This is a genomic window from Stenotrophomonas sp. (assembly GCF_032066555.1).
GTDB lineage: Bacteria > Pseudomonadota > Gammaproteobacteria > Xanthomonadales > Xanthomonadaceae > Stenotrophomonas.
Map to the genome: position 1 here is coordinate 1 of NZ_DAMBKV010000018.1, position 19,233 is coordinate 19,233.

At 63.8% G+C, this 19,233-nt stretch carries 18 protein-coding genes and 1 pseudogene; 9 read left to right on the forward strand and 10 right to left on the reverse strand.

Annotated features, from left to right (window positions below; all coding sequences use genetic code 11):
- Positions 1-270: 270 nt before the first annotated feature.
- Positions 271-750 (reverse strand): peptidylprolyl isomerase, encoded by a 480-nt coding sequence (locus tag RT131_RS16255; protein WP_313173815.1) that lies wholly within the window; start codon positions 748-750, stop codon positions 271-273.
- A gap of 73 nt (positions 751-823) precedes the next feature.
- On the opposite strand from RT131_RS16255, the pseudogene RT131_RS16260 reads away from it, so the two are divergent.
- The 3 genes and pseudogenes from RT131_RS16260 to RT131_RS16270 all read left to right on the forward strand — a co-directional run bounded on the left by RT131_RS16260 (position 824) and on the right by RT131_RS16270 (position 3,781).
- Positions 824-1,394: pseudogene (locus RT131_RS16260) on the forward strand (C40 family peptidase).
- Between the two features lie 172 nt (positions 1,395-1,566).
- Positions 1,567-2,244, forward strand: coding sequence for a C40 family peptidase (locus RT131_RS16265; RefSeq protein ID WP_313173867.1), 678 nt, complete (start codon positions 1,567-1,569; stop codon positions 2,242-2,244).
- Positions 2,245-2,449: 205 nt separating this feature from the next.
- Positions 2,450-3,781: a sigma-54 dependent transcriptional regulator gene (locus tag RT131_RS16270; RefSeq protein WP_313173816.1), complete on the forward strand. Its 1,332-nt coding sequence runs from the start codon at positions 2,450-2,452 to the stop codon at positions 3,779-3,781.
- Between the two features lie 54 nt (positions 3,782-3,835).
- Here RT131_RS16270 and RT131_RS16275 read toward each other — a convergent pair whose 3' ends face one another.
- The 7 genes from RT131_RS16275 to RT131_RS16305 form a co-directional block, all read right to left on the reverse strand.
- The gene (locus RT131_RS16275) at positions 3,836-5,164 is read right to left on the reverse strand and encodes a transporter (protein ID WP_313173817.1); all 1,329 of its coding nucleotides are present in this window, start codon (positions 5,162-5,164) and stop codon (positions 3,836-3,838) included.
- A gap of 49 nt (positions 5,165-5,213) precedes the next feature.
- Complete coding sequence (locus RT131_RS16280) at positions 5,214-5,924, reverse strand: hypothetical protein (protein WP_313173868.1); 711 nt, start codon at positions 5,922-5,924, stop codon at positions 5,214-5,216.
- A 69-nt stretch (positions 5,925-5,993) separates the two neighbouring features.
- Positions 5,994-6,695 carry a C39 family peptidase gene (locus RT131_RS16285; protein WP_313173869.1) on the reverse strand — a complete coding sequence of 234 codons (702 nt, stop codon included), beginning with the start codon at positions 6,693-6,695 and terminating at the stop codon, positions 5,994-5,996.
- 143 nt (positions 6,696-6,838) lie between these two features.
- Positions 6,839-8,242, reverse strand: a complete 1,404-nt coding sequence (locus RT131_RS16290) for an adhesin (RefSeq protein ID WP_313173818.1) — start codon at positions 8,240-8,242, stop codon at positions 6,839-6,841.
- Between the two features lie 47 nt (positions 8,243-8,289).
- Positions 8,290-8,895, reverse strand: coding sequence for a hypothetical protein (locus RT131_RS16295; RefSeq protein WP_313173870.1), 606 nt, complete (start codon positions 8,893-8,895; stop codon positions 8,290-8,292).
- A gap of 32 nt (positions 8,896-8,927) precedes the next feature.
- The gene (locus RT131_RS16300) at positions 8,928-9,461 is read right to left on the reverse strand and encodes a hypothetical protein (RefSeq protein ID WP_313173819.1); all 534 of its coding nucleotides are present in this window, start codon (positions 9,459-9,461) and stop codon (positions 8,928-8,930) included.
- Between the two features lie 310 nt (positions 9,462-9,771).
- Positions 9,772-11,103 carry a dicarboxylate/amino acid:cation symporter gene (locus RT131_RS16305; protein WP_313173820.1) on the reverse strand — a complete coding sequence of 444 codons (1,332 nt, stop codon included), beginning with the start codon at positions 11,101-11,103 and terminating at the stop codon, positions 9,772-9,774.
- A 151-nt stretch (positions 11,104-11,254) separates the two neighbouring features.
- On the opposite strand from RT131_RS16305, the gene RT131_RS16310 reads away from it, so the two are divergent.
- The 5 genes from RT131_RS16310 (at position 11,255) to RT131_RS16330 (ending at position 16,375) form a co-directional block, all read left to right on the forward strand.
- Positions 11,255-12,955 carry an alkaline phosphatase gene (locus tag RT131_RS16310; protein WP_313173821.1) on the forward strand — a complete coding sequence of 567 codons (1,701 nt, stop codon included), beginning with the start codon at positions 11,255-11,257 and terminating at the stop codon, positions 12,953-12,955.
- The gene (locus RT131_RS16315) at positions 12,952-13,479 is read left to right on the forward strand and encodes a WG repeat-containing protein (protein WP_313173822.1); all 528 of its coding nucleotides are present in this window, start codon (positions 12,952-12,954) and stop codon (positions 13,477-13,479) included. The genes RT131_RS16310 and RT131_RS16315 overlap by 4 nt, the downstream gene beginning before the upstream one ends.
- 437 nt (positions 13,480-13,916) lie before the next feature.
- On the forward strand, positions 13,917-15,215 hold the full coding sequence (gene tilS, locus RT131_RS16320; RefSeq protein WP_313173823.1) for a tRNA lysidine(34) synthetase TilS: 1,299 nt from the start codon (positions 13,917-13,919) through the stop codon (positions 15,213-15,215).
- Positions 15,216-15,246: 31 nt separating this feature from the next.
- Positions 15,247-15,507: an exodeoxyribonuclease VII small subunit gene (locus tag RT131_RS16325; RefSeq protein WP_313173824.1), complete on the forward strand. Its 261-nt coding sequence runs from the start codon at positions 15,247-15,249 to the stop codon at positions 15,505-15,507.
- A complete protein-coding gene (locus RT131_RS16330; RefSeq protein WP_313173825.1) occupies positions 15,497-16,375 on the forward strand; it encodes a farnesyl diphosphate synthase in 879 nt (292 codons plus the stop codon). The genes RT131_RS16325 and RT131_RS16330 overlap by 11 nt, the downstream gene beginning before the upstream one ends.
- A gap of 224 nt (positions 16,376-16,599) precedes the next feature.
- Here RT131_RS16330 and RT131_RS16335 read toward each other — a convergent pair whose 3' ends face one another.
- Both RT131_RS16335 and pmbA read right to left on the reverse strand, forming a co-directional pair.
- Complete coding sequence (locus RT131_RS16335) at positions 16,600-16,971, reverse strand: DUF4870 domain-containing protein (RefSeq protein ID WP_313173826.1); 372 nt, start codon at positions 16,969-16,971, stop codon at positions 16,600-16,602.
- Between the two features lie 104 nt (positions 16,972-17,075).
- Entirely contained in the window at positions 17,076-18,443 is a 1,368-nt protein-coding gene (pmbA, locus tag RT131_RS16340) for a metalloprotease PmbA (protein ID WP_313173827.1), read from the reverse strand.
- A gap of 132 nt (positions 18,444-18,575) precedes the next feature.
- Between pmbA and yjgA the strand changes: the two genes are divergently transcribed.
- On the forward strand, positions 18,576-19,175 hold the full coding sequence (yjgA, locus tag RT131_RS16345; protein WP_313173828.1) for a ribosome biogenesis factor YjgA: 600 nt from the start codon (positions 18,576-18,578) through the stop codon (positions 19,173-19,175).
- The last annotated feature ends 58 nt before the right edge of the window (positions 19,176-19,233 follow it).

Below are 19,233 nucleotides of genomic sequence, written 5' to 3' on the forward strand. Positions count from 1 at the left end.
GCAAAAGCGGGATCTGTAGTGCCGAGCCATGCTCGGCAGCGGCTTTACCGATAACGCCGCAACAGCCGCCCTCACCCCAACCCCTCTCCCGCAAACGGGAGAGGGGCTTTGAGCAGAAGCGGGATCTGTAGTGCCGAGCCATGCTCGGCTGGGCTCTACCGGTAAAGCTTCTGCCGAGCATGGCTCGGCACCACATTGGACCAGCCCCACAACGCAGAACGGCCCGCGTCAGCGGGCCGTTCTGATGCTGCATTGCCTTGCGGCAATCGCTTAGTGCTGGTGACCACCGTCGCCATGCACGTGGCCGTGCTGCACTTCTTCCTCGCTGGCTTCGCGCACTTCGACGATTTCCACGTCGAAATGCAGGTCCTTGCCAGCCATCGGGTGGTTCAGGTCGACGTCGACCACGGTCATGCCGACCTTCTCGACGGTGACCGCACGCGGGCCGAAGTTGGTCTGCAGAATCACCTGGGTGCCCGGGACCAGCGGGGTCTTGCCGAAGTGCTTCTTCGGCACGCGCTGGGTCATACCCTCGCGGCGCTCGCCATAGGCATCGGCCGACTTCACGTCAACGCCGAAGCTCTCGCCGGCTTCCTTGTCCATCATCGCCGTTTCAAGGCCCGGGATGATGTTGCCGTGGCCGATCAGGATGGCCAACGGATCACGGTCCTTGGAGCTTTCGATCGGCTCCTGGCCGACTTCGGAGACGGTGTAGTGGAAACGGACGACGCGGTCTTTTTCGATCTTCATGCGCAACTCTGATAAATGGCTGCCCGCTGGCAGACGTTGGGACGGCTTGTCGGCCGCCGGGGACGCCGCCATGATGACGGCCTTCTAAGGTGGCGCATTATCCGGGCTCCATGCACATCACGCCAGTTCTCCGCATCCGCACGTGGCCGCTGCCAGTCACGCTCCTGACCGCCGTACTGCTGACCGCCTGCGGGCATAACCCGCCCAAACGGGCCGCCGTACCCGATCCGGCCCGAAATTACTCGCCGATTGCCCCTGCGGACCCCGCCGCAGCCGCCTCGATACTGATGCGTGCCTTGGGGTTGGTCGGCACCCCTTACCGCTACGGCGGTAACACCCCGGAGTCCGGCTTCGACTGCAGCGGCTTGGTGACCTATGTCTATCGGGACATGCTGGCACTGAACCTGCCGCGCACCTCGCGCGAACTGGCCGCCATCCAGGGCCCGAAGATCCCCACTGATCGCCTCACCGCCGGTGATCTGGTCTTTTTCGGCAACAAGGGCAATGTCTGGCACGTAGGTATTTATGTAGGTGAAGGTCGCTTCGTCCACGCCCCCAGCACCGGCGGAACCGTGCGGCTGGATCATTTGGATGGGGCCTATTGGCGCGATCATTACACCGGTGCGAAGCGGGTATTACGGTAAAACGAGACATTCCGCGCGAAAAATAACGATTATTTAACGAAATTTGTACCTATCCACACGTTTCACAGGGCATGATCGCCCATCGAATTTTTTCAGTGACTGCCGCGTGACGACTGACAACACGTCCCATCCGAGCCAGCCAACAATTGTTACGCTCACCCTCCGTCGCCTGATGTGCGCCGCAGCCCTGGCCCTGGTCAGCCTGCCGGCCCTCGCCCAGAGCGCCGATACCGCCGCAGCCGCCAAGCCGGCTGCAGCCAAGACCGAGGCGCCACGCAGCAAGGCCGACAGCGCTGCTACCGCAACCCTCGCCGCCCTCCTGCCGCATCTGGCAGCCAGCGACACCATTCCGTTGATGGACCGCTCGGCGATGTTCGCCGGCGATCTCAGCCGCCTGATTTCCGCCTACGACGCCTCCAAGGGCGTTTCCGCCGCCACCGAGGCCGCGCTGGCCAATGACTCCGACGGCAAGGTGCAATCGATCCTGCGCCGCGCCATGACCCTGCTGGGCACCCCGTATCGCTGGGGCGGCACGTCGCCGGACGCCGGTTTTGATTGCAGCGGATTGGTCGGCTACGTATTCCGCACCGCGCTGGGCGTCGAGCTGCCGCGCGTATCGCGCGAGATGGCCAGCCAGGCCAATGCCGAACTGATCAACGACCGTTCGGCGCTGGCCGCCGGCGACCTGGTGTTCTTCGGCCGCAAGGGCCGCGTCGACCATGTCGGCATCTATGTCGGCGAAGGCCGCTTCCTGCATGCCCCGAGCACCGGCAAGGATGTCCGCACCGATACCCTGCTCAGCGGCTACTGGGGTGACAAGTTCATGCAGGCACGTCGCATGGCGCTATAAGCGCCCTGCCGGCACCTACCTGCCAAGCCGCAACCTTCGGGTTGCGGCTTTTTTATTGCCGCGTGGGCGCGCTAGAACCGTCACCCACAGTGCACAAAAGTTAATGCGCAGGTATCCAACGCGGCCCTCAAGAAAGTGCGCGAATACGATTGCGCATGCGCGAATCAGGGGTATATCGTTGCCGCGAATGGAGAGGTGACCAGACATGGCGGCAGCACAAATGTCAAGTACACGTTGTGTGATCTGGTTTGGAAATCCGGGGGCAAGAGAGAAAGTGATGCTGGCTGCGGATGGCTGGCAAGTGCGAACGGTACTTCCCCAACAGCCCGCCGACATCGGCATGCGCGGCGGTGACACGGTGGTTGGCCTGATCGATTTCCGTACCAGTTCGGACAGCGAACTGGAACGCATCGGCAAGCTGACCGCCGCTCATCAGCACATGCCATTGTTCGCCATCACCCCCGCCACCGATGGGAACGGGCACACCTCTCACCATCCCTTGCTGGCGGCGTGCCAGCAGCAGTTCCCGCATCCGCCCGACTTCAAGGAACTGCTGCGCGGCCTGCACGACCTGAGCAACGACGTGCCGCGGGCCGCCAGCGAAGACGCGCTGGACACCTTGCTTGGCGAGAGCGAGGTAATGCTGGTCATGCGTGCCACCCTGCGCAAGTACGCTCCGGTGGATCTGCCCGTCCTGATCACCGGCGAAACCGGCACCGGCAAGGAGGTCGCAGCACATGCGCTGCACCGCCTCTCCGCACGCAATGGCAAGCCCTTCCAGGCCATCAACTGCGGCGCCATTCCCTCCACACTGATCCAGTCAGAGCTGTTTGGCCATGAGCGCGGCGCCTTCACCGGCGCCACCAGTCGTCGCCAGGGCCTGTTTGAAACCGCCCACAACGGCAGCGTCTTCCTCGACGAAATCGGTGACCTGCCGCTGGATGCACAGACCAGCCTGTTGCGGGTACTGCAGGAAGGCACCATCGAGCGGGTCGGCAGCAACCAGCCCATTCCAGTGGATGTGCGCATCCTCGCTGCCACCCACGTTGACCTGGAGCGCGCGGTGGAAGAAGGCCGCTTCCGCCGCGATCTTTATTACCGCCTGAACGTATTGCGCCTGGCCATGCCACCGCTGCGCAAACGCGATGGCGATATCGAACTATTGTCCCGCCAGTTCCTGCGCAACTTCCGCATGCGCCACCCCACCCGCGCACGCGGCTACACCACCGAGGCACGCCAGGCCATGGATCGCTTTCCCTGGCCGGGGAACGTGCGTGAACTGCTCAACCGGGTACAACGTGCGGCCATCACTGCCGAAGGCGAATTGATCAGCAGCGCGGACCTGGAACTCAATCTGTCCACGGACGGCGCCCAGCTCAACAAGGCGCGCAATCACGCCGAACGTGAAACCCTGCTCTCCTGCCTGCAGCAAAGCCAATACAACATCAGTGCCTGCGCGCGCCTGATGAAGGTGTCGCGGGTCACCATCTACCGCATGTGTCGCAAGCACCAGCTGGAACTGGAGGCGCTGCGTTGACCTTCCGCACGCAGCGCCGCCTCCCCTGATCGGTGAATCTTCAACCCTGCGCTCTCACAACATGTAAGGCAACTTGAAGGCCAAGGTGAAGTCAGGGGCGTCAGGGGTCAGGCCAATGCCCAACATGCTGACGAAGGTGGCCTTGGATGTCAGCGCATAGGTCACCCCGAGATTGAGTGTGCCCGCGTTACCATCGCTGCCGATCACCTTCATCCACTTGCCGTTCTTGTAGCGTGTGCTGGCACGCGCACTCATGCGATCACTGAAGGAAATGCTCAGGCTGGTGCGCTCGTTGAAAGCAAACGCCACACCGGCACCGAAATAATACGAATCCCCCAGGTTCACCTCACCCGGATTGATCGTGTCCGGATTGGCATCGATATCGTCGAAGCTGCGCTTGAACGAGCGCACATAACCGATATTGCCGAACAGGATCGCGGGATCGGCACTCTTCACCGCCGACAAGCCGATGTTCGCCTGCCACAGGCCGTTGCCCGTCGGCTGCTTGGACGGCACCGCGAAACGGATGAAGTCGTCGTCGTCGCGTTCGATCACCTTCCAGTCCAGCCCATAGGGTTCGCGCCCGGTCGGCGCGGTGACACCGCCGGTGAGCACCGTCTCGGGACGCCAGCCGCGTTCACCAAACAGCTTGTAATTGGCACTGACGGTGACATCACCAATACCCGTGCCATGGGTTTCCTCCTGCGCGATGGCCGCCGCCGAACCGCCCGCCCCGCCCTTCTGGTAGATGGTCTTGCGGGCGATGTACGGCACGTCCAGATTCAGGGTAAGACGCGGGTTGACGCCCCAGCGCGCGGCGAAATTGTAGGTCAGCGAATCGGATTCGACGTTTTCGATGGCGATGTTGCCCAGGAAGATCGCATCCAGTGCCAGGAAGCCGTTGAGGGTGAGTTGCTTGCGATCATAGCGGGCGTAAGTGAGGCTGTTTTCCAGGGTGAGCTTCTGGTTGAACAGCGCCGACTGCTGCTGTTTGACGTCATCGACGCTGCGCCGCGCCGCTTCCTTGGCTTCCTGCGCTTCCGCTGCACTGCTGGCATAACCTTCAGCGCCCGCTGGCGGTGCCGCTGCCGTAGCCGCTTGCGGCGGCGCAGGCACTGCAGGCGTTGTACCCGCCGCTACCTGCGGGGTGGGCAAGGCCTGTGCCGTCTTGCCGCTGACCCGTGCCTGGATTGCCTGTACCTGCATGTCCAGCTCGCGCAGGCGCCGCACTTCCTGCGCATAACTGGCCTTCAATGCCTCCAGCTGTGCCACCAGGGCCCTGACATCTTCCGCATCGTTATTGCCGGTTTCCGCCTCCTGCGCCATCACCCGTGGTGAAGCAACAGTCAGACTCACCAGCGCCGCCATCGCCAGTCGTTTCATTGGTCGTTCCTCTACGTTGGACTCGCCAAAGCACGTGCCAGGCACGTGCTCACTGCCCGCCTATCCCGCCAATCCCCCGATTGAGCGTGATGGCCTGTGCCACGTTCTGGGCCAACGGCAGGTTCCCTGCCATCGACTCCCTCACCAGATCAATCTGCAGCCGGTTGCTGACCAACTGCCCGTCACTTGTCAGCTGGATGCCTTGACCGACGCTGCCGCTGCGCAACCATTGCTGCACGGCACCCTGGCCCTGGATCGTCAATTGCAGGCGCGCCGCATTGCCGTCGAAGCTGGCAACCGCGCTGGCATCGCCCGACTGCGCCGTGGCATTGCCAGCCACCGACCCGGTGTTGGCTGGCACGATGCCGTCATTGCGAACGTTCAGGTGCATGACATTGCTGGCGCGGTTGCCGTCGCCTGCTATCTGCACGCTCTGGCTGACACCGGCCACATTGTTCAAACCACTGCCATCAATGCTGCGCCCGCTTGCATCGGGCAATGGCGCATTGGCATCGGTGATGCTGACGCTGGGCGTGAAGCTCACCTTCGGCACATTGCCACCTTTGCTGAAGTCCATGCCAAGCTTCATGGTGCCCTGCAGGTTCTGGCCAGTCGCGGTCTGCCATGTCGAAATCATGGTTACTCCGAACCAGGCCACCGCATTGCCACCGACGGTGTAGCGGCCGCGCATCAGGTTGAGTTCCGGGTCCGGTATCTCGTGCAGGCCTTTTCCCGGCTTCTGTTGATTTTCCGCACCCATTGCCGGCAGCGCGATACCCAGCGCCAAGGCCAGCAGGGCGAACCTGGTTACGTTCATCACAGCACTCCTTCAGAACAGGTCAGCATGGCTGAAACCGAAATCGACCAGTTCTGCATCAGTAATGGGGTTGGCCCCTTGGCGTGCATACAGCGCGCGTGCACTGGGCCTCTCACTGGGTTGCAACAGCACCGTATTGCGGTCGAAGTCACTGCCAATCACCACGAACACCGCGCGCGAGGGCCAGGACTGGAGGAACTCGGCCATGGGCACCACGCGATTGCCCAGAATCGGATCAGCCACCTCGGCCATGCCATCGCGTATCTGCTTGAGTACGACGAAGTGGCGGAAGCCGCGTACATCCATCAACACCAGGCTGGGAACACGCAGGGTCATCAGCCGGTCTTCATCGATCCGGTAACCGCGACCGCGCATGCCCAACGATTCCACGTAACGCTTGATATCCAGCAACGAAAAACCGCGTTGCCGAACCAATTCCGGATCAGCGACCCCCATCATGCCCTCGATCACCGTCGCCTCGTCGGTATTGAGGTGATAGGCATGCTTGAGAATCGTCGCCAATGCCGCCGCCCCACAGCTGTAATCGGTCTGCTGCCGCACCAGGTGGCGGAACCGCCGCTCCTTCATACTCTCGATCTTGCCGCTGTACAACGCCCCGTTGGGCAGCACACTGCTGAACGCCACCTCGCCCGCATGCACCAGGCCCGGGGCCAAGCTCAACGCACAAGCCAACAGCAACGAGCGACAGAACATGAGCGTCATGCCTCCAGAGCGCCAGAAGGTGGGAGCCCCCCTCCTGGGGGAGAGGAATGGGGGCTCCCGGAACCCGGTCATTGGCGGATGGCCGGGCTTGTTGCGCGGAGCAGGTGCGTCACCCACTGGGATGACGCCTCCGGTTACGGCTCGTTGCCACCGCCACCACCCGGGGTACCGGTAGACGGCTGAGCCACCGCCAGCGCGAGGCTGTTGGCCTGCAGGTTGCCGGTGCCGGAGGACACGTTCACGCCGATGTTGCCCGACGCGCCGGAGAACGCACTGCCCGACAGGCTGGCGGTATTGGTCGCATCAACCGCGATCCAATCGATGTCGATCACCTTGCCGCTCAAGCTCGCGGTCAGGTCGGCGGTGCCCATCTCGGAGAAGCTCGTGGTGCCCTTCTCGTCGGTGTCCCATGCCATGCCACCCACGCCCGGACGGTTCGGGTTGGCGACAGCACCCTGGGTCTGGTTGTCCCAATCCGAGTGACCGGTCTGGTCACCGGCCGGATGCGAATCACCGGACCAGTTATCCGGGTAGAAGTTGGTCTTCTGGTAGGAGTTGCCGGTGCCGGTATAGGTACCCGTGCCGGTGCCCTTGGTGGTGCCGGTAACCTTGCCACTCATGCTGATCGAGTAGCTGTTCACCAGGTAGTCGTAGTAGCCATCGTTGTCGACCTGGTTACCCGAAGACACCTGGTTGGAGCTGATGCTCGAGGTGGCATAGGCGCTGGTGGCGACCGAGGCAGCCAGAGCGTTCTTCTGCTCGTTGTTGTTGCCCGAGGTGACGTTCACACCGATGTTGCCACTGGCCCCGGAGAAGGCATTGCCGCCCACGCCTGCAGCGTTGGTCACGCCGTAGTTCATGGTGGTGTTGTTCATGCCACTCTGGTTGACGAACACTTCCGCGTCCGCCATGCCGAAGCTGAAGGAGGCATCGGCTGCCGACAGCGCGGCTGCATTGTCCTGGGCGTTGTTGTCACCGGCGGCGACGTTGAAGCCCAGGTTGCCCGAGGCATCGGAACCGACGTCATCGGCAATCGACGCATCGTTGCTCAACAGGCCGTTTTCGGCGTGGTTGTTGGAGATCGACTGGCGGTTGTCGATGATGGCAATCGCGGCCGAATCCAGGTCGATGTTGCCGGTGATGGTCGGGTCGCCGGAGAAGTTCACGTCCGAGCTCAGACGCATGTCCTTCTCAAGGTTCACGTCCACGCCGTGGTTGTTCTTTTCCTTGCGCTCGTCGGCAGAGATGTTGGACGTCTTCTGCACGTTCTCGGTTACGGTCTTGTTGGACTCGTAGTTGGAACGCGTGTCGCTGTAGCGCAGGCGGGCTGCGGCATCCAACTTCAGGTCGATGTCGGTATCGACGTTGGTATTGACGTTGGTGTTGGTGTTGGTATTGGTGTGCGTACGCGTCTCGTTCACGTTGTGCTGGTGATCGATGTTGGCGCTCGCGTTCTGGTTGTCCGCCGCATTGGCAGCCGCACTCATGGTGAATGCGGTTACCGCCATGGCGAGTACGGTCCATTTATTCGCTTTCATGGTGCCCTCTTCAGGTTTTCTGATGCATCGGGTGGATGGAGCTGTGTTCACGGGGTGCCCTGCACGGAGATGCTGAATCTGTTCTCCGTTGCATTGCCGGACCCCGCGATCTGATTGAGTTGCAGCACACCGTCAAATCCGCGCAATGCGGATGCCTCCACACCTACCCTGCGGGTAGCGCGTGGGTCGGTGGCGATGGACTGCCCCCCCGCCGACGCGAGTACCTCGGATGAAGTCATGGCCTCATCACTTGCCTCGCGTATGCCCTGTGCGGCCAGTGTCGCGGTGACGGCGTTCAACGACGCGTTGCCACCACCACTGGCCTGATTGATGGATGCAATGCCGCTGGCACCTGCCAGCGCATTGCCGCCGATGGTGGCCGAGGCCTGCATCGGTGAATTGAAGCTGTTGGCTTGTCGCAGTTGCAGGCTGCGCGCAGTCGCCGATGCATGCGCGCCATTGGCCATGCTGTGCAGGTTGGCCTGCAGGTTGAGCTCCCCCGCCGCCTGGTTGACCTTGATCGAACCGTCTGCCCCGGCCAAGGCATTGCCGTCGATGCGGGTATCGGCGGACAGATAGGACAACATGCCGGTATAGCTGTCGCCCTGCGATTGCGCCGTAGCGGTGCCGACGACTGCCACTGCCAGCGCCATTGCCACGGCCGACAGGCGAAGGATTGCGGTGTTCATTTGCCCCCCTGCCCGGACGGCTGGCCCAACGGAAATTGGGCCAGGGCCCCGCGTACCTGATCGCCTATACCGCGTGTGGCACCGCCCACGGCCCCCATCGGACCGCCAATCGCGCGTGACAGCTGGCCACCGGACAACATTCCATCATCGCCCGCCACCCGTCCCAGGGTGCCGCCCACCACGCCGGTGGTCACCCGCTCGACCGTGGTCTGGCCATGCCCGGCCATCTGGCTGTCGGCCATGCCGGAGCCCATCGCCGCATAATCATCGTCACTGAGTTCGCTCATGCCACCGGCGCCCAGCGCTGAACCCAACTCCTTGCGCGGCGAGGGATCGGCTATCAACGCCATCCCCGGGGGGGCCATGCGATAAGCCGGTCGTGTCGACACGTCACGCAGCAGCACGATCTCGCCCGGCTGGGCTTTCACGCCCTGCCGCGCTCCCGAAGCCAAGGCCGCCTCGCTGGCGGCGGTACTGATCAGCAACAGGCCAACCAGTGCGGCATAACGATGTAGGGTCCAGCTGTCCATTGCGTCGTCCACTCGTACCAACGCGAGTGAGAAAGCAGCAACCGTGCCAAGCTTAATTTTCCTTTAAAAACAGAAGGTTGAATTCTGCAAGAGGCGTTACAGGTGTATCCCTGTCACAGCATTGCGGATATCCCGGCTGGCGTATGGTGCCCCGCGGAAAACCGCAAAAGCCACGTCTGATGCGGCTTTCACGCCCCTGTATCAGCCCTGTTACAGACAGTTGTTACACCTGCTACAAGCCACGCGACGCGCACAGCAAGAAGGCCGGCAATGCCGGCCTTCTGCATGATCACAAGCGGCAATCGCCGCGCTATTCCGGGGGACGTCCGCCTGCACCTGCTCCCATCGCCGGCGTGCCAGCCGCATCGTAGACCTGCTGGTCAAGCAGGCCGGTCTCCTTGGCCACGATCACCGGCACCACCATCTGCCCGGTGACATTGGTCATGGTGCGCATCATGTCGAGGATGCGGTCAATGGCGTACAGGTAACCGATTGCCTCCAGCGGCAGGTTGGCTGCGCTCAGCACCACCGTGGCCATCACCACCGCCGTGCCCGGCACACCGGCGGTGCCGAAGCTGCCCAGCACCGAGGCGATCAGCACGATCACGTACTGTTCCGGCGTCAATGGCACGCCGGTGTATTGGGCGATGAACACCGCACACAGCGCCGGATAGATCGCGCCGCAGCCGTCCATCTTGATGCTGGCGCCCAACGGCACCGCGAAGGAGGCGTAATCCTTGTTGACGCCGAGGTTGTCACTGATCGAACGCATCGCCACCGGCATCGCCGCAAAACTCGACGAGGCCACGAACGCCACCTGCATGCCCGGCGCCGCACCACGGAAGAATTTCCACGGGTTCAGGCCATGGGCCAGCAACAGGCCGCTGTAGACGATGACGATGTGCAGCGCACAGGCCACATACAGCGCCAGCACGAAGTTGCCCAGCGGCAGCAGCTTCTCGAAGCCATAGCTGCCGACCAGGCCGGCGATCAGGCCGAAGGTACCCAGCGGGGTCATCTCCAGCACGAAGCGGGTCACCTGGATCATGATCTCGCTCATCTGCCCAACCAGCTTGCGCGCTTCGTTGACCTTCTCGCCCAGCTTGACCATCGCAAAGCCGAGCAGGCCAGCAAAGAAGATCACCGGCAGGATCGAGCCGCGTCCGGCCGCCAGCACCTGCTCACCGGCCGCATTGGCCTTGGTGCCGATACCGGCCAGCGCATAGAACACATTGGACGGCACCACATCCATCAGCACCTTGGCGACGGACGGCACATCACGCGGCGTGTAGGTCGAGTCCACCGCCAACTTCAGGCCACCGGTACCGGGTTGCATCACCGTACCCACCAGCAGGCCGATACCCACCGCAAACGCGGCGGTGATGACGAACCACAGGAAAGTGCGGCCACTGAGCGCAGCCACCGACTTCTGCCCATGCAGCGAGCCGATGGCGTTGATCACCGCGAAGAACACCAGCGGCACCGCGATCATCTTGATCAGGGTGACGTAGAGCTCGCCCAGCGGGCCAAAGAAGGTCTCAGCCGCCGGTCCCAGCGCCCAGCCGGCCAGCGCGCCGAGCACGAAGCCGCCGACCACCCGCTGCCAGAAGGGGATCCGCAGCCAGGCAGAAACCACATTCATATCGTCAATCCGGAGAACAAATCGAAGGTTCCCACGATAGCGCAAGGCCCCAGCCAGCACGATGCCCACACAGAAAAGCTGCGTGTCATATGCATGCCTTCCACGCTTGACCATAATGGCGGCCTGCCTTCATCCAGCGGTAACAACCACGATGCACAAAGCCAGTTTCCTGTCCGCCGCCCTGTCCACCCTGTTGCTGGGCGCCTGTGCCAGCACCGGCACCCAGTCCGGCCCGGCCAACGCGGTCAGCGTTGACGTCCCCCAGATCACCCGTCCGGACGGTGAAACCCCGCAGTGGTGGTACCGCGATGGTGCCGCCCGTGCCGCCGGCAATGGCGCCATGGCCGGCAAGGCCAAGAACGTCATCCTGTTCCTGGGCGATGGCATGAGCCTGACCACGGTGGCCGCCGCGCGCATCCTGGAAGGCCAGCGCAAGGGCCAGCCGGGTGAAGAGAACCTGCTGTCCTGGGAGCGCTTCCCGGCCACCGCATTCAGCAAGACCTACAACACCGACTCGCAGACCCCCGATTCGGCCGGCACCATGACTGCGATCACCACCGGCGTGAAGAGCCACATGGGCGCGATCGGCGTCAGCGCCGGCAGCCGCAACAACTGTGCCGACAGCCTGCCCAAGGGCCTGCTGACCTGGCTGCAGCTGGCCGACAGCGCCGGCATGGCCACCGGCATCGTCTCCACCGCGCGCCTGACCCACGCCACCCCGGCGGCGACCTATGCGCATTCGCCCGAGCGCAACTGGGAGAACGACACCGACCTGCCGGAAGCCGCCAAGGCCGCTGGCTGCGTGGACATCGCCCAGCAGCTGATCTCCACCGCGCGCTACGGCCAGGGCCCGCTGGTTGCACTGGGCGGCGGCCGCGGCCAGTTCACCACCATCAACGAGCAGGACCCCGAGTACGCCGACAAGGTTGGCCTGCGCCTGGACGGCCGCAACCTGGTCGCCGAATGGCAGGCCAAGCATCCGCAGGGCGCCTATGTGTGGAACGCCGACCAGCTCAAGGCTGCCACCAACGCGCCGGCCCTGCTCGGCCTGTTCGAGCCGGACCACATGCAGTACGAGCAGGACCGCCCCAAGGACCGCGCCGGTGAACCCTCGCTGGCCGAACTGACCCGCGCCGCCATCGCCAACCTGTCCAAGCACCAGGAAGGTTTCGTGCTGATGGTCGAAGGCGCCCGCATCGACCACGCCAACCACAGCGGCAACGCAGCGCGAGCACTGGGCGACACCATCGCCATGTCGGATGCGGTCAAGGCTGCGGTTGATGCCACTTCGGCCGAGGACACCTTGATCATCGTCACCGCCGACCACTCGCATACGCTGAACTTCGTCGGTTATCCGGCACGCGGCAACGCCATCCTCGGCAAGGTCAAGGACAAGGGCGGCGAAGACGGCATGGGCGCACTGGATCTGGCCCGCGACGGCATGGGCATGCCCTACACCACCCTGAGCTACGCCAATGGCCCGGGCTACACCGGCGCCAGCAACCAGCAGCCGGCCGGCCCCAAGCGCTTCCCGCATTCGCCGAGCAGCTTCGAGACCGCCAACGGCCGTCCCGACCTGACCCATGTCGACACCGAGCACCCGGACTACATGCAGGAAGCGCTGGTGCCGTCCAAGAGCGAATCGCACGGCGGCGAAGACGTCGGCATCTGGGCACGTGGCCCGGGCAGCAAGGCAGTCCGCGGCACGATGGAACAGAACACCATCTACCACCTGATCGTGCAGTCCACCCCGCGCCTGCGTGAGCGCCTGTGTGCCCTGGGTACCTGCGACGCGCATGGCGTACCGGTCGAGCTGCCGCAGCCGGCCAAGTTCGAGCGCAAGCCGCAGTGACCCGTCCCCGGCACGCTGCCGGCTGGCCAGTGGCAGCATTGCTGTCACTGGCCACGGCGCCAGCAATCGCGTTGGCCGATGAGGCCTGCTACCGGATGGACACCGATGCGTTCAAGATCCTGGAAGGCTGCAAGCGGACCGGCGATGGCAGGCTGATCGTCGCCGAAACGGCACTGGCGCAGCTTGAATACGATGCCGATGGGCTGACCGCGATCATCGCCGGCAAGCAGCATTACTACCTGCGTCGCGACGGCCGCAATCTGCCGGTGATCACCTACGACAACGGCCCGGATTACTTCGAGGAAGGCCTGACCCGGGCCTTGGTCGATGGCCGGATCGGCTACTACGACCGCCAACTGCAGCCTGCTTTCGCCGCCCGTTTCGATTGGGGCTGGCCATTCAAGGACGGCATTGCCGAAGTCTGCCAGGGCTGCGCGCCAGGCAAACCCGACCCAGGCGGCCACACCGCCATTGAAGGCGGCAAGCATTACCGCATCGACCGCCAGGGCAATATCCTGCCCTGAGCTGGGTTTGCAGGACCTTGTGGTAGCGGCGTCAGCCGCGAAGCCAACGCCATTGAACTACCAGCCCCCCGCAAACTGACAGACCATCTGCTTCGCCGCTGACGCCGCTCCTGCAAAACCCGGTGGCGCTGCAACGTAGTGCCGAGCCATGCTCGGCAGGGGCTCCACCGGTAGCGCCGCAGCGAAGCATGGCTCCGCTCTACCATGGCCGCCAGCACCATCCACCACCCGTCTTGACACACCACGGCCCCAGCTCGGGCTCGTGTGATTTGTGGGCGTTGTGGGAGCGGCGTCAGCCGCCAAGCCGGCACCATTGAAACTGCCAGCCACTCCACAACCTGACAGAGCGTCTGCTTCGCGGCTGACGCCACTCCTGCAAAACCCCGGTGCTTCAACAATTGCAGCCATCGCCGCCGCCGCCGATACTCGGCGCGGCCATGAACCCGCTTTCCCCTTCCCTGCTGCAGGCCGCAACCAACATCCCGGTGATGGTCGGTTTCAGCGGCGGCCTGGATTCCACCGTGCTGCTGCACCTGCTCGCCAACGCCCCTGGACGCCAGCCCGGCAGCCTGCGCGCACTGCATGTGCACCACGGCCTGCAGACGCTTGCCGATGACTGGCAACAGCATTGCAGCAAGCTCTGCGCGCAGTGGAACATCCCGCTGCAGGTGGTGCAGGTCGAGGTTCCGCGCGACGCTGGCCAAGGCCTGGAAGCGGCCGCCCGTGATGCCCGCCATGCCGCCTTCAAGACACATCTGCTTGAAAACGAATGGCTGGCCCTGGCCCACCATCAGGACGATCAGGCAGAAACTTTCCTGTTGCGCGCACTGCGCGGCGCCGGTGTCGACGGTCTTGCCGCGATGCAGGCACAACGCAGCTTCGGGGCCAGCACCTTGTGGCGCCCACTACTGCAGGTAGCGCGCAGCACGCTGGAGGCCTACGCCCGCCAGCACGCGCTGCAGTGGATCGAGGATCCCAGCAACAGCAGTGCGGATTTCGACCGCAATTTCCTGCGCCTGCAGGTGCTGCCATTGCTGCGCCAGCGTTGGCCCCATGCAGACGCAGCGATGGCACGCAGCGCCGCACTCGCGGCACAGGCAGCGGCGCTGTTGCATGAGGACGATGCGAGCTTGCTACTGCATTGCCTGGGTGCTGAGAACGCGCTGCTGCTGAGCGAGCTCAAGCAGCTCGCAGCGCCGCAACAATCCCGCGTACTGCGCCTGTGGGCGAAGCAACAAGGGCTGCCAGCACTTCCGGCCAAGGGCGTGCAGGCAATCCAGCAACAGCTGCTGTCCGCTGGCCATGACCAGCAGGCCGAGTTCCGCTGGCAGCAGGTCCGCATCGTGCGCTGGCGGGACCAGCTGCATGCAGTGCCCTTGATCAAGCCCTGGCCCGAGGGCTGGACGCGCGAATGGGACGGCGCTGAACCAGTGGATCTACCCGACGGCGGCAAATTGCTGCTGCACGGCGCGGGCGCCTTCGATGAACCGCTGCAACTGCGCCAGCGTCGCGGTGGCGAGCGCATCCAACTGCCAGGGCGCGACCACAGCCACCAACTCAAGCATTGCCTGCAGCAGGCTGACGTGCCGCCATGGTTACGCGCGCAACTTCCCCTGATCTGCGCTGGCGACAGCGTGCTGGCGGCTGCGGACCGGGTGATTTCGGCGCCCCTGCAGGCATGGCTGCAGGCTCACGACGCGTCACTGCAATGGCAGCCGCCAGGCCCGGTGAATTGACCCTTTCCCGCTGGCCGCTCACACTTGCACCATGGCAAAGAAGTCCCCCAATGAAGCCTCACCGGTGGCCCACTTCGAGCAATCGCTCGAAGAGCTGGAGCAATTGGTAGAGAAGATGGAAGCCGGCGACCTGAGTCTGGAACAGTCGCTGACCGCATACGAGCGTGGCGTAGGCCTCTACCGCCAGTGCCAGCAGGCGCTGGAACAGGCGGAACTGCGCGTGCGCCTGGTTTCCGATCCGGCCCAGCCGGAAAAATCCGAACCCTTTGAAAGCAGCGGCAATGAAGACTGACGCCCTGCTCACGCGCTGGCTGCAACGTACCGAAGAACAGCTGCAAGACGCCCTTCCCGACCCGGAACTTGCCCCGCAGGGCCTGCATCAGGCCATGCGCTATGCCGCGCTGGGCGGCGGCAAGCGCATGCGCCCCATGCTGGTCTACGCCACCGGCCATCTGTTCGGTGCCGATGAGGCACGTCTGGATGCAGCCGCCGTAGCGGTCGAGTTCATCCACGCGTATTCGCTGGTGCATGACGACCTGCCCGCGATGGATGACGACGACCTGCGCCGCGGCCGACCCACCACCCATATCGCCTTTGACGAGGCCACTGCGATTCTCGCTGGTGACGCCCTGCAGACCCGTGCCTTTGAGATCCTGGCAGGTGCGTGGATGCCGCCGGCATTGGCGTTGAACTGCATACAGACCCTGGCCAGCGCCTCCGGCGCCGCCGGCATGTGCGGCGGCCAGGCACTGGACATCGATGCCACCGGCCAGCAGCAGGCACTGGCCGACCTCAAGCAGATGCATGCCATGAAGACCGGCGCCCTGATCCGCGCCGCGGTACGCATGGGTGCGCTGTGTGGTGAAGCCAGCGACGCCCAGCTTGCGCAGCTGGACAGTTTCGCCGACACCCTGGGCCTGGCTTTCCAGGTCCGTGACGACATCCTCGATGTCGAAGCCAGCTCGGAGCAACTGGGCAAGACTGCCGGCAAGGACCAGGCGCAGGACAAGTCGACCTTCCCCTCCTTGCTGGGCATGGACGGCGCAAAGGCCACGTTGTCGGAACTGGCTGCCGCGATGCAGGCGGCACTGGTTCCATTCGGCCAGCGCGCGGCAGCATTGGCTGCATTGGCCGAACTGACGGTGCGCCGCACGCACTGACCGCGCTTCTACAGGCCCCGGGGAGCGCTGTAAGCCACGGGGCTGACATCCCGGCTTTCCCCGTCCGGCCTGCCTTCTGCCGTGCACCAGACCGCACGCCAGAGGTGCGCAAGCCGACCTTGCTCCCTTGACCTCGGCAAAAGGGGGCGACAAAACCGTCGCGCTTGGCATAAACAAAAAGCCCGGGATTTCCCGGGCTTTTTGTCAGACAAACATCACACTGATTACTTGATCAGGCGGATCGTCATCGGATAGCGGTAGGTCTCGCCCTTGTTGGCCGCCAGGCCAGCAAGGATCGCGAACACCAGACCACCGATCCATGCAGCCAGATAGGTCAGGAAGCCGATCACCACGACCATCAGGATGCCGCTGATGAAGTAGGCACCCAGCAGCGTGAGCTGGAAGTTCAGAGCCTCCTTGGAGTTGGCGTTCAAGAAGGCCTTTTCCGGCTTGTCCTTGTTCACCAGCCACACGATCAACGGCACGATGAAGCTGAAAAAGATGCCCGACAGGTGCACCAGCATTGCAATGCTGTTGTCATCGGAAGCGCCTGCGCTGGTCGGCGCCGGCGGCGGAGTGTTCTGGTAGTCGCTCATTGTTTCCCCAAGATCCTTGTAAAGGGCTTATCCATAAAGGTAGACAGCTATAGGAAGTCTATTAACTTCCACATAAGAATAGTCCGCTGTTTAGTAAGACTGCGTCAATCATTACCTGCCACAGTCATCTTCCCGACAAGGATCGAACCGGTGGCGACATGCGAACGCTTGTCCACGTCGTTACCTACTGCTTCGATACCGGCAAACATCTGCTTGAGGTTGCCAGCGATGGTGATGCCGTCTACCGGGTAGGCGATCTGCCCGTTCTCCACCCAGAAACCGCCAGCACCCCGTGAGTAATCTCCGGTGATCCCGTTCACGCCCTGCCCCATCAGTTCGGTGACCAGCAAACCCGTGCCCATACCCGACAGCATGGAGGCCCGATCACCCGCATTGGCCTTCACTTTCAGGTTGTGGACGCCACCGGCATTGGCCGTGGTCTGCAAACCGAGCTTGCGCGCCGAGTAACTGCCCAGGATGTAACGCTGCAGTACGCCGTCGGTGATCAAAGCCGAGTTGCGGGTTGCAACCCCTTCGCCGTCGTAGGAGCTGGAGCGCAGGCCGCGACGCAGCAGCGGCAGCTCGTCGATGGCAAACCAGTCCGGGAACAGCTGGGTGTCCACACTGTCGAGCAGGAAGCTGGCACGGCGATACAGGGCGCCACCGGACACCGCGCTGAGCAGGTGGCCGATCAAGGAGCGCGCCATTTCCGCGGCGAACAGCACCTGCACCTCGCCGGTCGGCAACGAGCGCGGTTGCAGGCGGGCGACCGTGCGCTCGGCCGCGCGCAGGCCCACCGCTGCCGGGTCGTCCAGGTCTTCGCGGGCGATGGCACTGGTGTACCAGCCATCACGCTGCATGCCATCGCCTTGCCCGGCGATCAGCGCGCAACCGATGGAATGGTGGCTGCTGCGATCACGGCCGATGAAGCCATGCGAGTTGGCATATACCGACACGCTCTGCGCCGTGGAGGCCGACGCGCCGTCGGAATTGCTGATGCGGCTGTCGCTGTCACGGCCAGCCGATTCACAGGCCAGCGCCAGGTCCACTGCCTGCTCGGCGGTGAGCGCCCACGGATGCCAACCGTCCAGATCGGGGAACTCGGTGGCCATCAGCGCCGGATCCGCCAACCCGGAGGCCGGGTCGTCCTCGGTATGGCGAGCAATCGCACAGGCCTGGGCCACGGTGGCCTCCAGGCTGGCTTCCTGCAGGTCGGCGGTGCTGGCACTGCCCTTGCGCTGGCCGAAGTACACGGTCACCGCGATGCCGCGGTCGTGCGTCGCCTCCACCGTTTCCACCTCACCCAGGCGCACGTTCACATCCAGTCCACGGTCTTCGCTGCAGCTGACTTCCGCCTGGCTGGCGCCCATGGCACGGGCCCGCTCCAACAGCTGCTGGGAGATGCCGGCCAGGCGCTCCAGGCGCTGCAGGCTGTCGTCGGCGGCAGGGTTATCGGTGCTAATGACGTTCAATGCTTTATCCTTGGTGGCCGAATCCCTTCACATCTGCCCGGTTTTGCAGGACCGGCGGCGTGGCGTGGATTCTTCGTGAAGCCCGGCGAGCGCCTGGCTTTCCTGTCATGAAGTTTAGTAGGTAGCAGTGCGATGCGTGGACGCGATCAAGAAACCGGTGAATATTTGGGCGAAAGCCGTAGCCAGAACCGGCGCGAAGCGCTGGAAGTACTGGCCCTGGGCGAAACCCTGGTGGCGCTGACCCCGGCCCAGCTGGCGCGCCTGCCGATCCCGGAAGGCCTGCTGGAACACATCGAGTACTCCAAGCGCATTACCTCGCACGGCGCGCGCAAGCGCCAGCTGGCCTTCCTGGCCAAGCAGATGCGCCGCGAGGAAGACGAGACGCTGGACGCGATCCGCAACGCACTGGACGCCAACAGCGAAACCTCGCGCCGCGAAGTGGCGATCATGCACCGCATGGAGCGCTGGCGTGAGCGGCTGCTGGCCGAGGGTGATGTCGCCCTGGGCGAGCTGCTGGACGAGCATCCGGAGGCCGACCGTCAGGCCTTGCGTACCCTGGTACGCAACGCCTTGGCCGAAAAGGCCAAGAACAAGCCGCCGCGCGCCTACCGCGAGATCTACCAGGTATTGCGCGAGCTGATGCTGGTGCCGGTGTTGAGCGCGGCAGCGGAAGTTGCTGGCGATGATGACGATGCTGCTGATGATGTGGATGGCGACGACGAGCAGGATTGAGTTGGATTGAGGGGCGTTGCTGCTGGTTTGGTTCTGCAGCGAAAAGCTTCCCCTCATC

Coding starts and splice junctions, on each gene's coding strand:
- RT131_RS16255 (WP_313173815.1), bottom strand. CDS start 750: ATGAAGATCGAAAAAGACCGCGTCGTCCGTTTCCACTACACCGTCTCC.
- RT131_RS16265 (WP_313173867.1), top strand. CDS start 1,567: ATGTGCGCCGCAGCCCTGGCCCTGGTCAGCCTGCCGGCCCTCGCCCAG.
- RT131_RS16270 (WP_313173816.1), top strand. CDS start 2,450: ATGGCGGCAGCACAAATGTCAAGTACACGTTGTGTGATCTGGTTTGGA.
- RT131_RS16275 (WP_313173817.1), bottom strand. CDS start 5,164: ATGAAACGACTGGCGATGGCGGCGCTGGTGAGTCTGACTGTTGCTTCA.
- RT131_RS16280 (WP_313173868.1), bottom strand. CDS start 5,924: ATGGGTGCGGAAAATCAACAGAAGCCGGGAAAAGGCCTGCACGAGATA.
- RT131_RS16285 (WP_313173869.1), bottom strand. CDS start 6,695: ATGTTCTGTCGCTCGTTGCTGTTGGCTTGTGCGTTGAGCTTGGCCCCG.
- RT131_RS16290 (WP_313173818.1), bottom strand. CDS start 8,242: ATGAAAGCGAATAAATGGACCGTACTCGCCATGGCGGTAACCGCATTC.
- RT131_RS16295 (WP_313173870.1), bottom strand. CDS start 8,895: ATGGCGCTGGCAGTGGCAGTCGTCGGCACCGCTACGGCGCAATCGCAG.
- RT131_RS16300 (WP_313173819.1), bottom strand. CDS start 9,461: ATGGACAGCTGGACCCTACATCGTTATGCCGCACTGGTTGGCCTGTTG.
- RT131_RS16305 (WP_313173820.1), bottom strand. CDS start 11,103: ATGAATGTGGTTTCTGCCTGGCTGCGGATCCCCTTCTGGCAGCGGGTG.
- RT131_RS16310 (WP_313173821.1), top strand. CDS start 11,255: ATGCACAAAGCCAGTTTCCTGTCCGCCGCCCTGTCCACCCTGTTGCTG.
- tilS (WP_313173823.1), top strand. CDS start 13,917: ATGAACCCGCTTTCCCCTTCCCTGCTGCAGGCCGCAACCAACATCCCG.
- RT131_RS16325 (WP_313173824.1), top strand. CDS start 15,247: ATGGCAAAGAAGTCCCCCAATGAAGCCTCACCGGTGGCCCACTTCGAG.
- RT131_RS16330 (WP_313173825.1), top strand. CDS start 15,497: ATGAAGACTGACGCCCTGCTCACGCGCTGGCTGCAACGTACCGAAGAA.
- RT131_RS16335 (WP_313173826.1), bottom strand. CDS start 16,971: ATGAGCGACTACCAGAACACTCCGCCGCCGGCGCCGACCAGCGCAGGC.
- yjgA (WP_313173828.1), top strand. CDS start 18,576: ATGCGTGGACGCGATCAAGAAACCGGTGAATATTTGGGCGAAAGCCGT.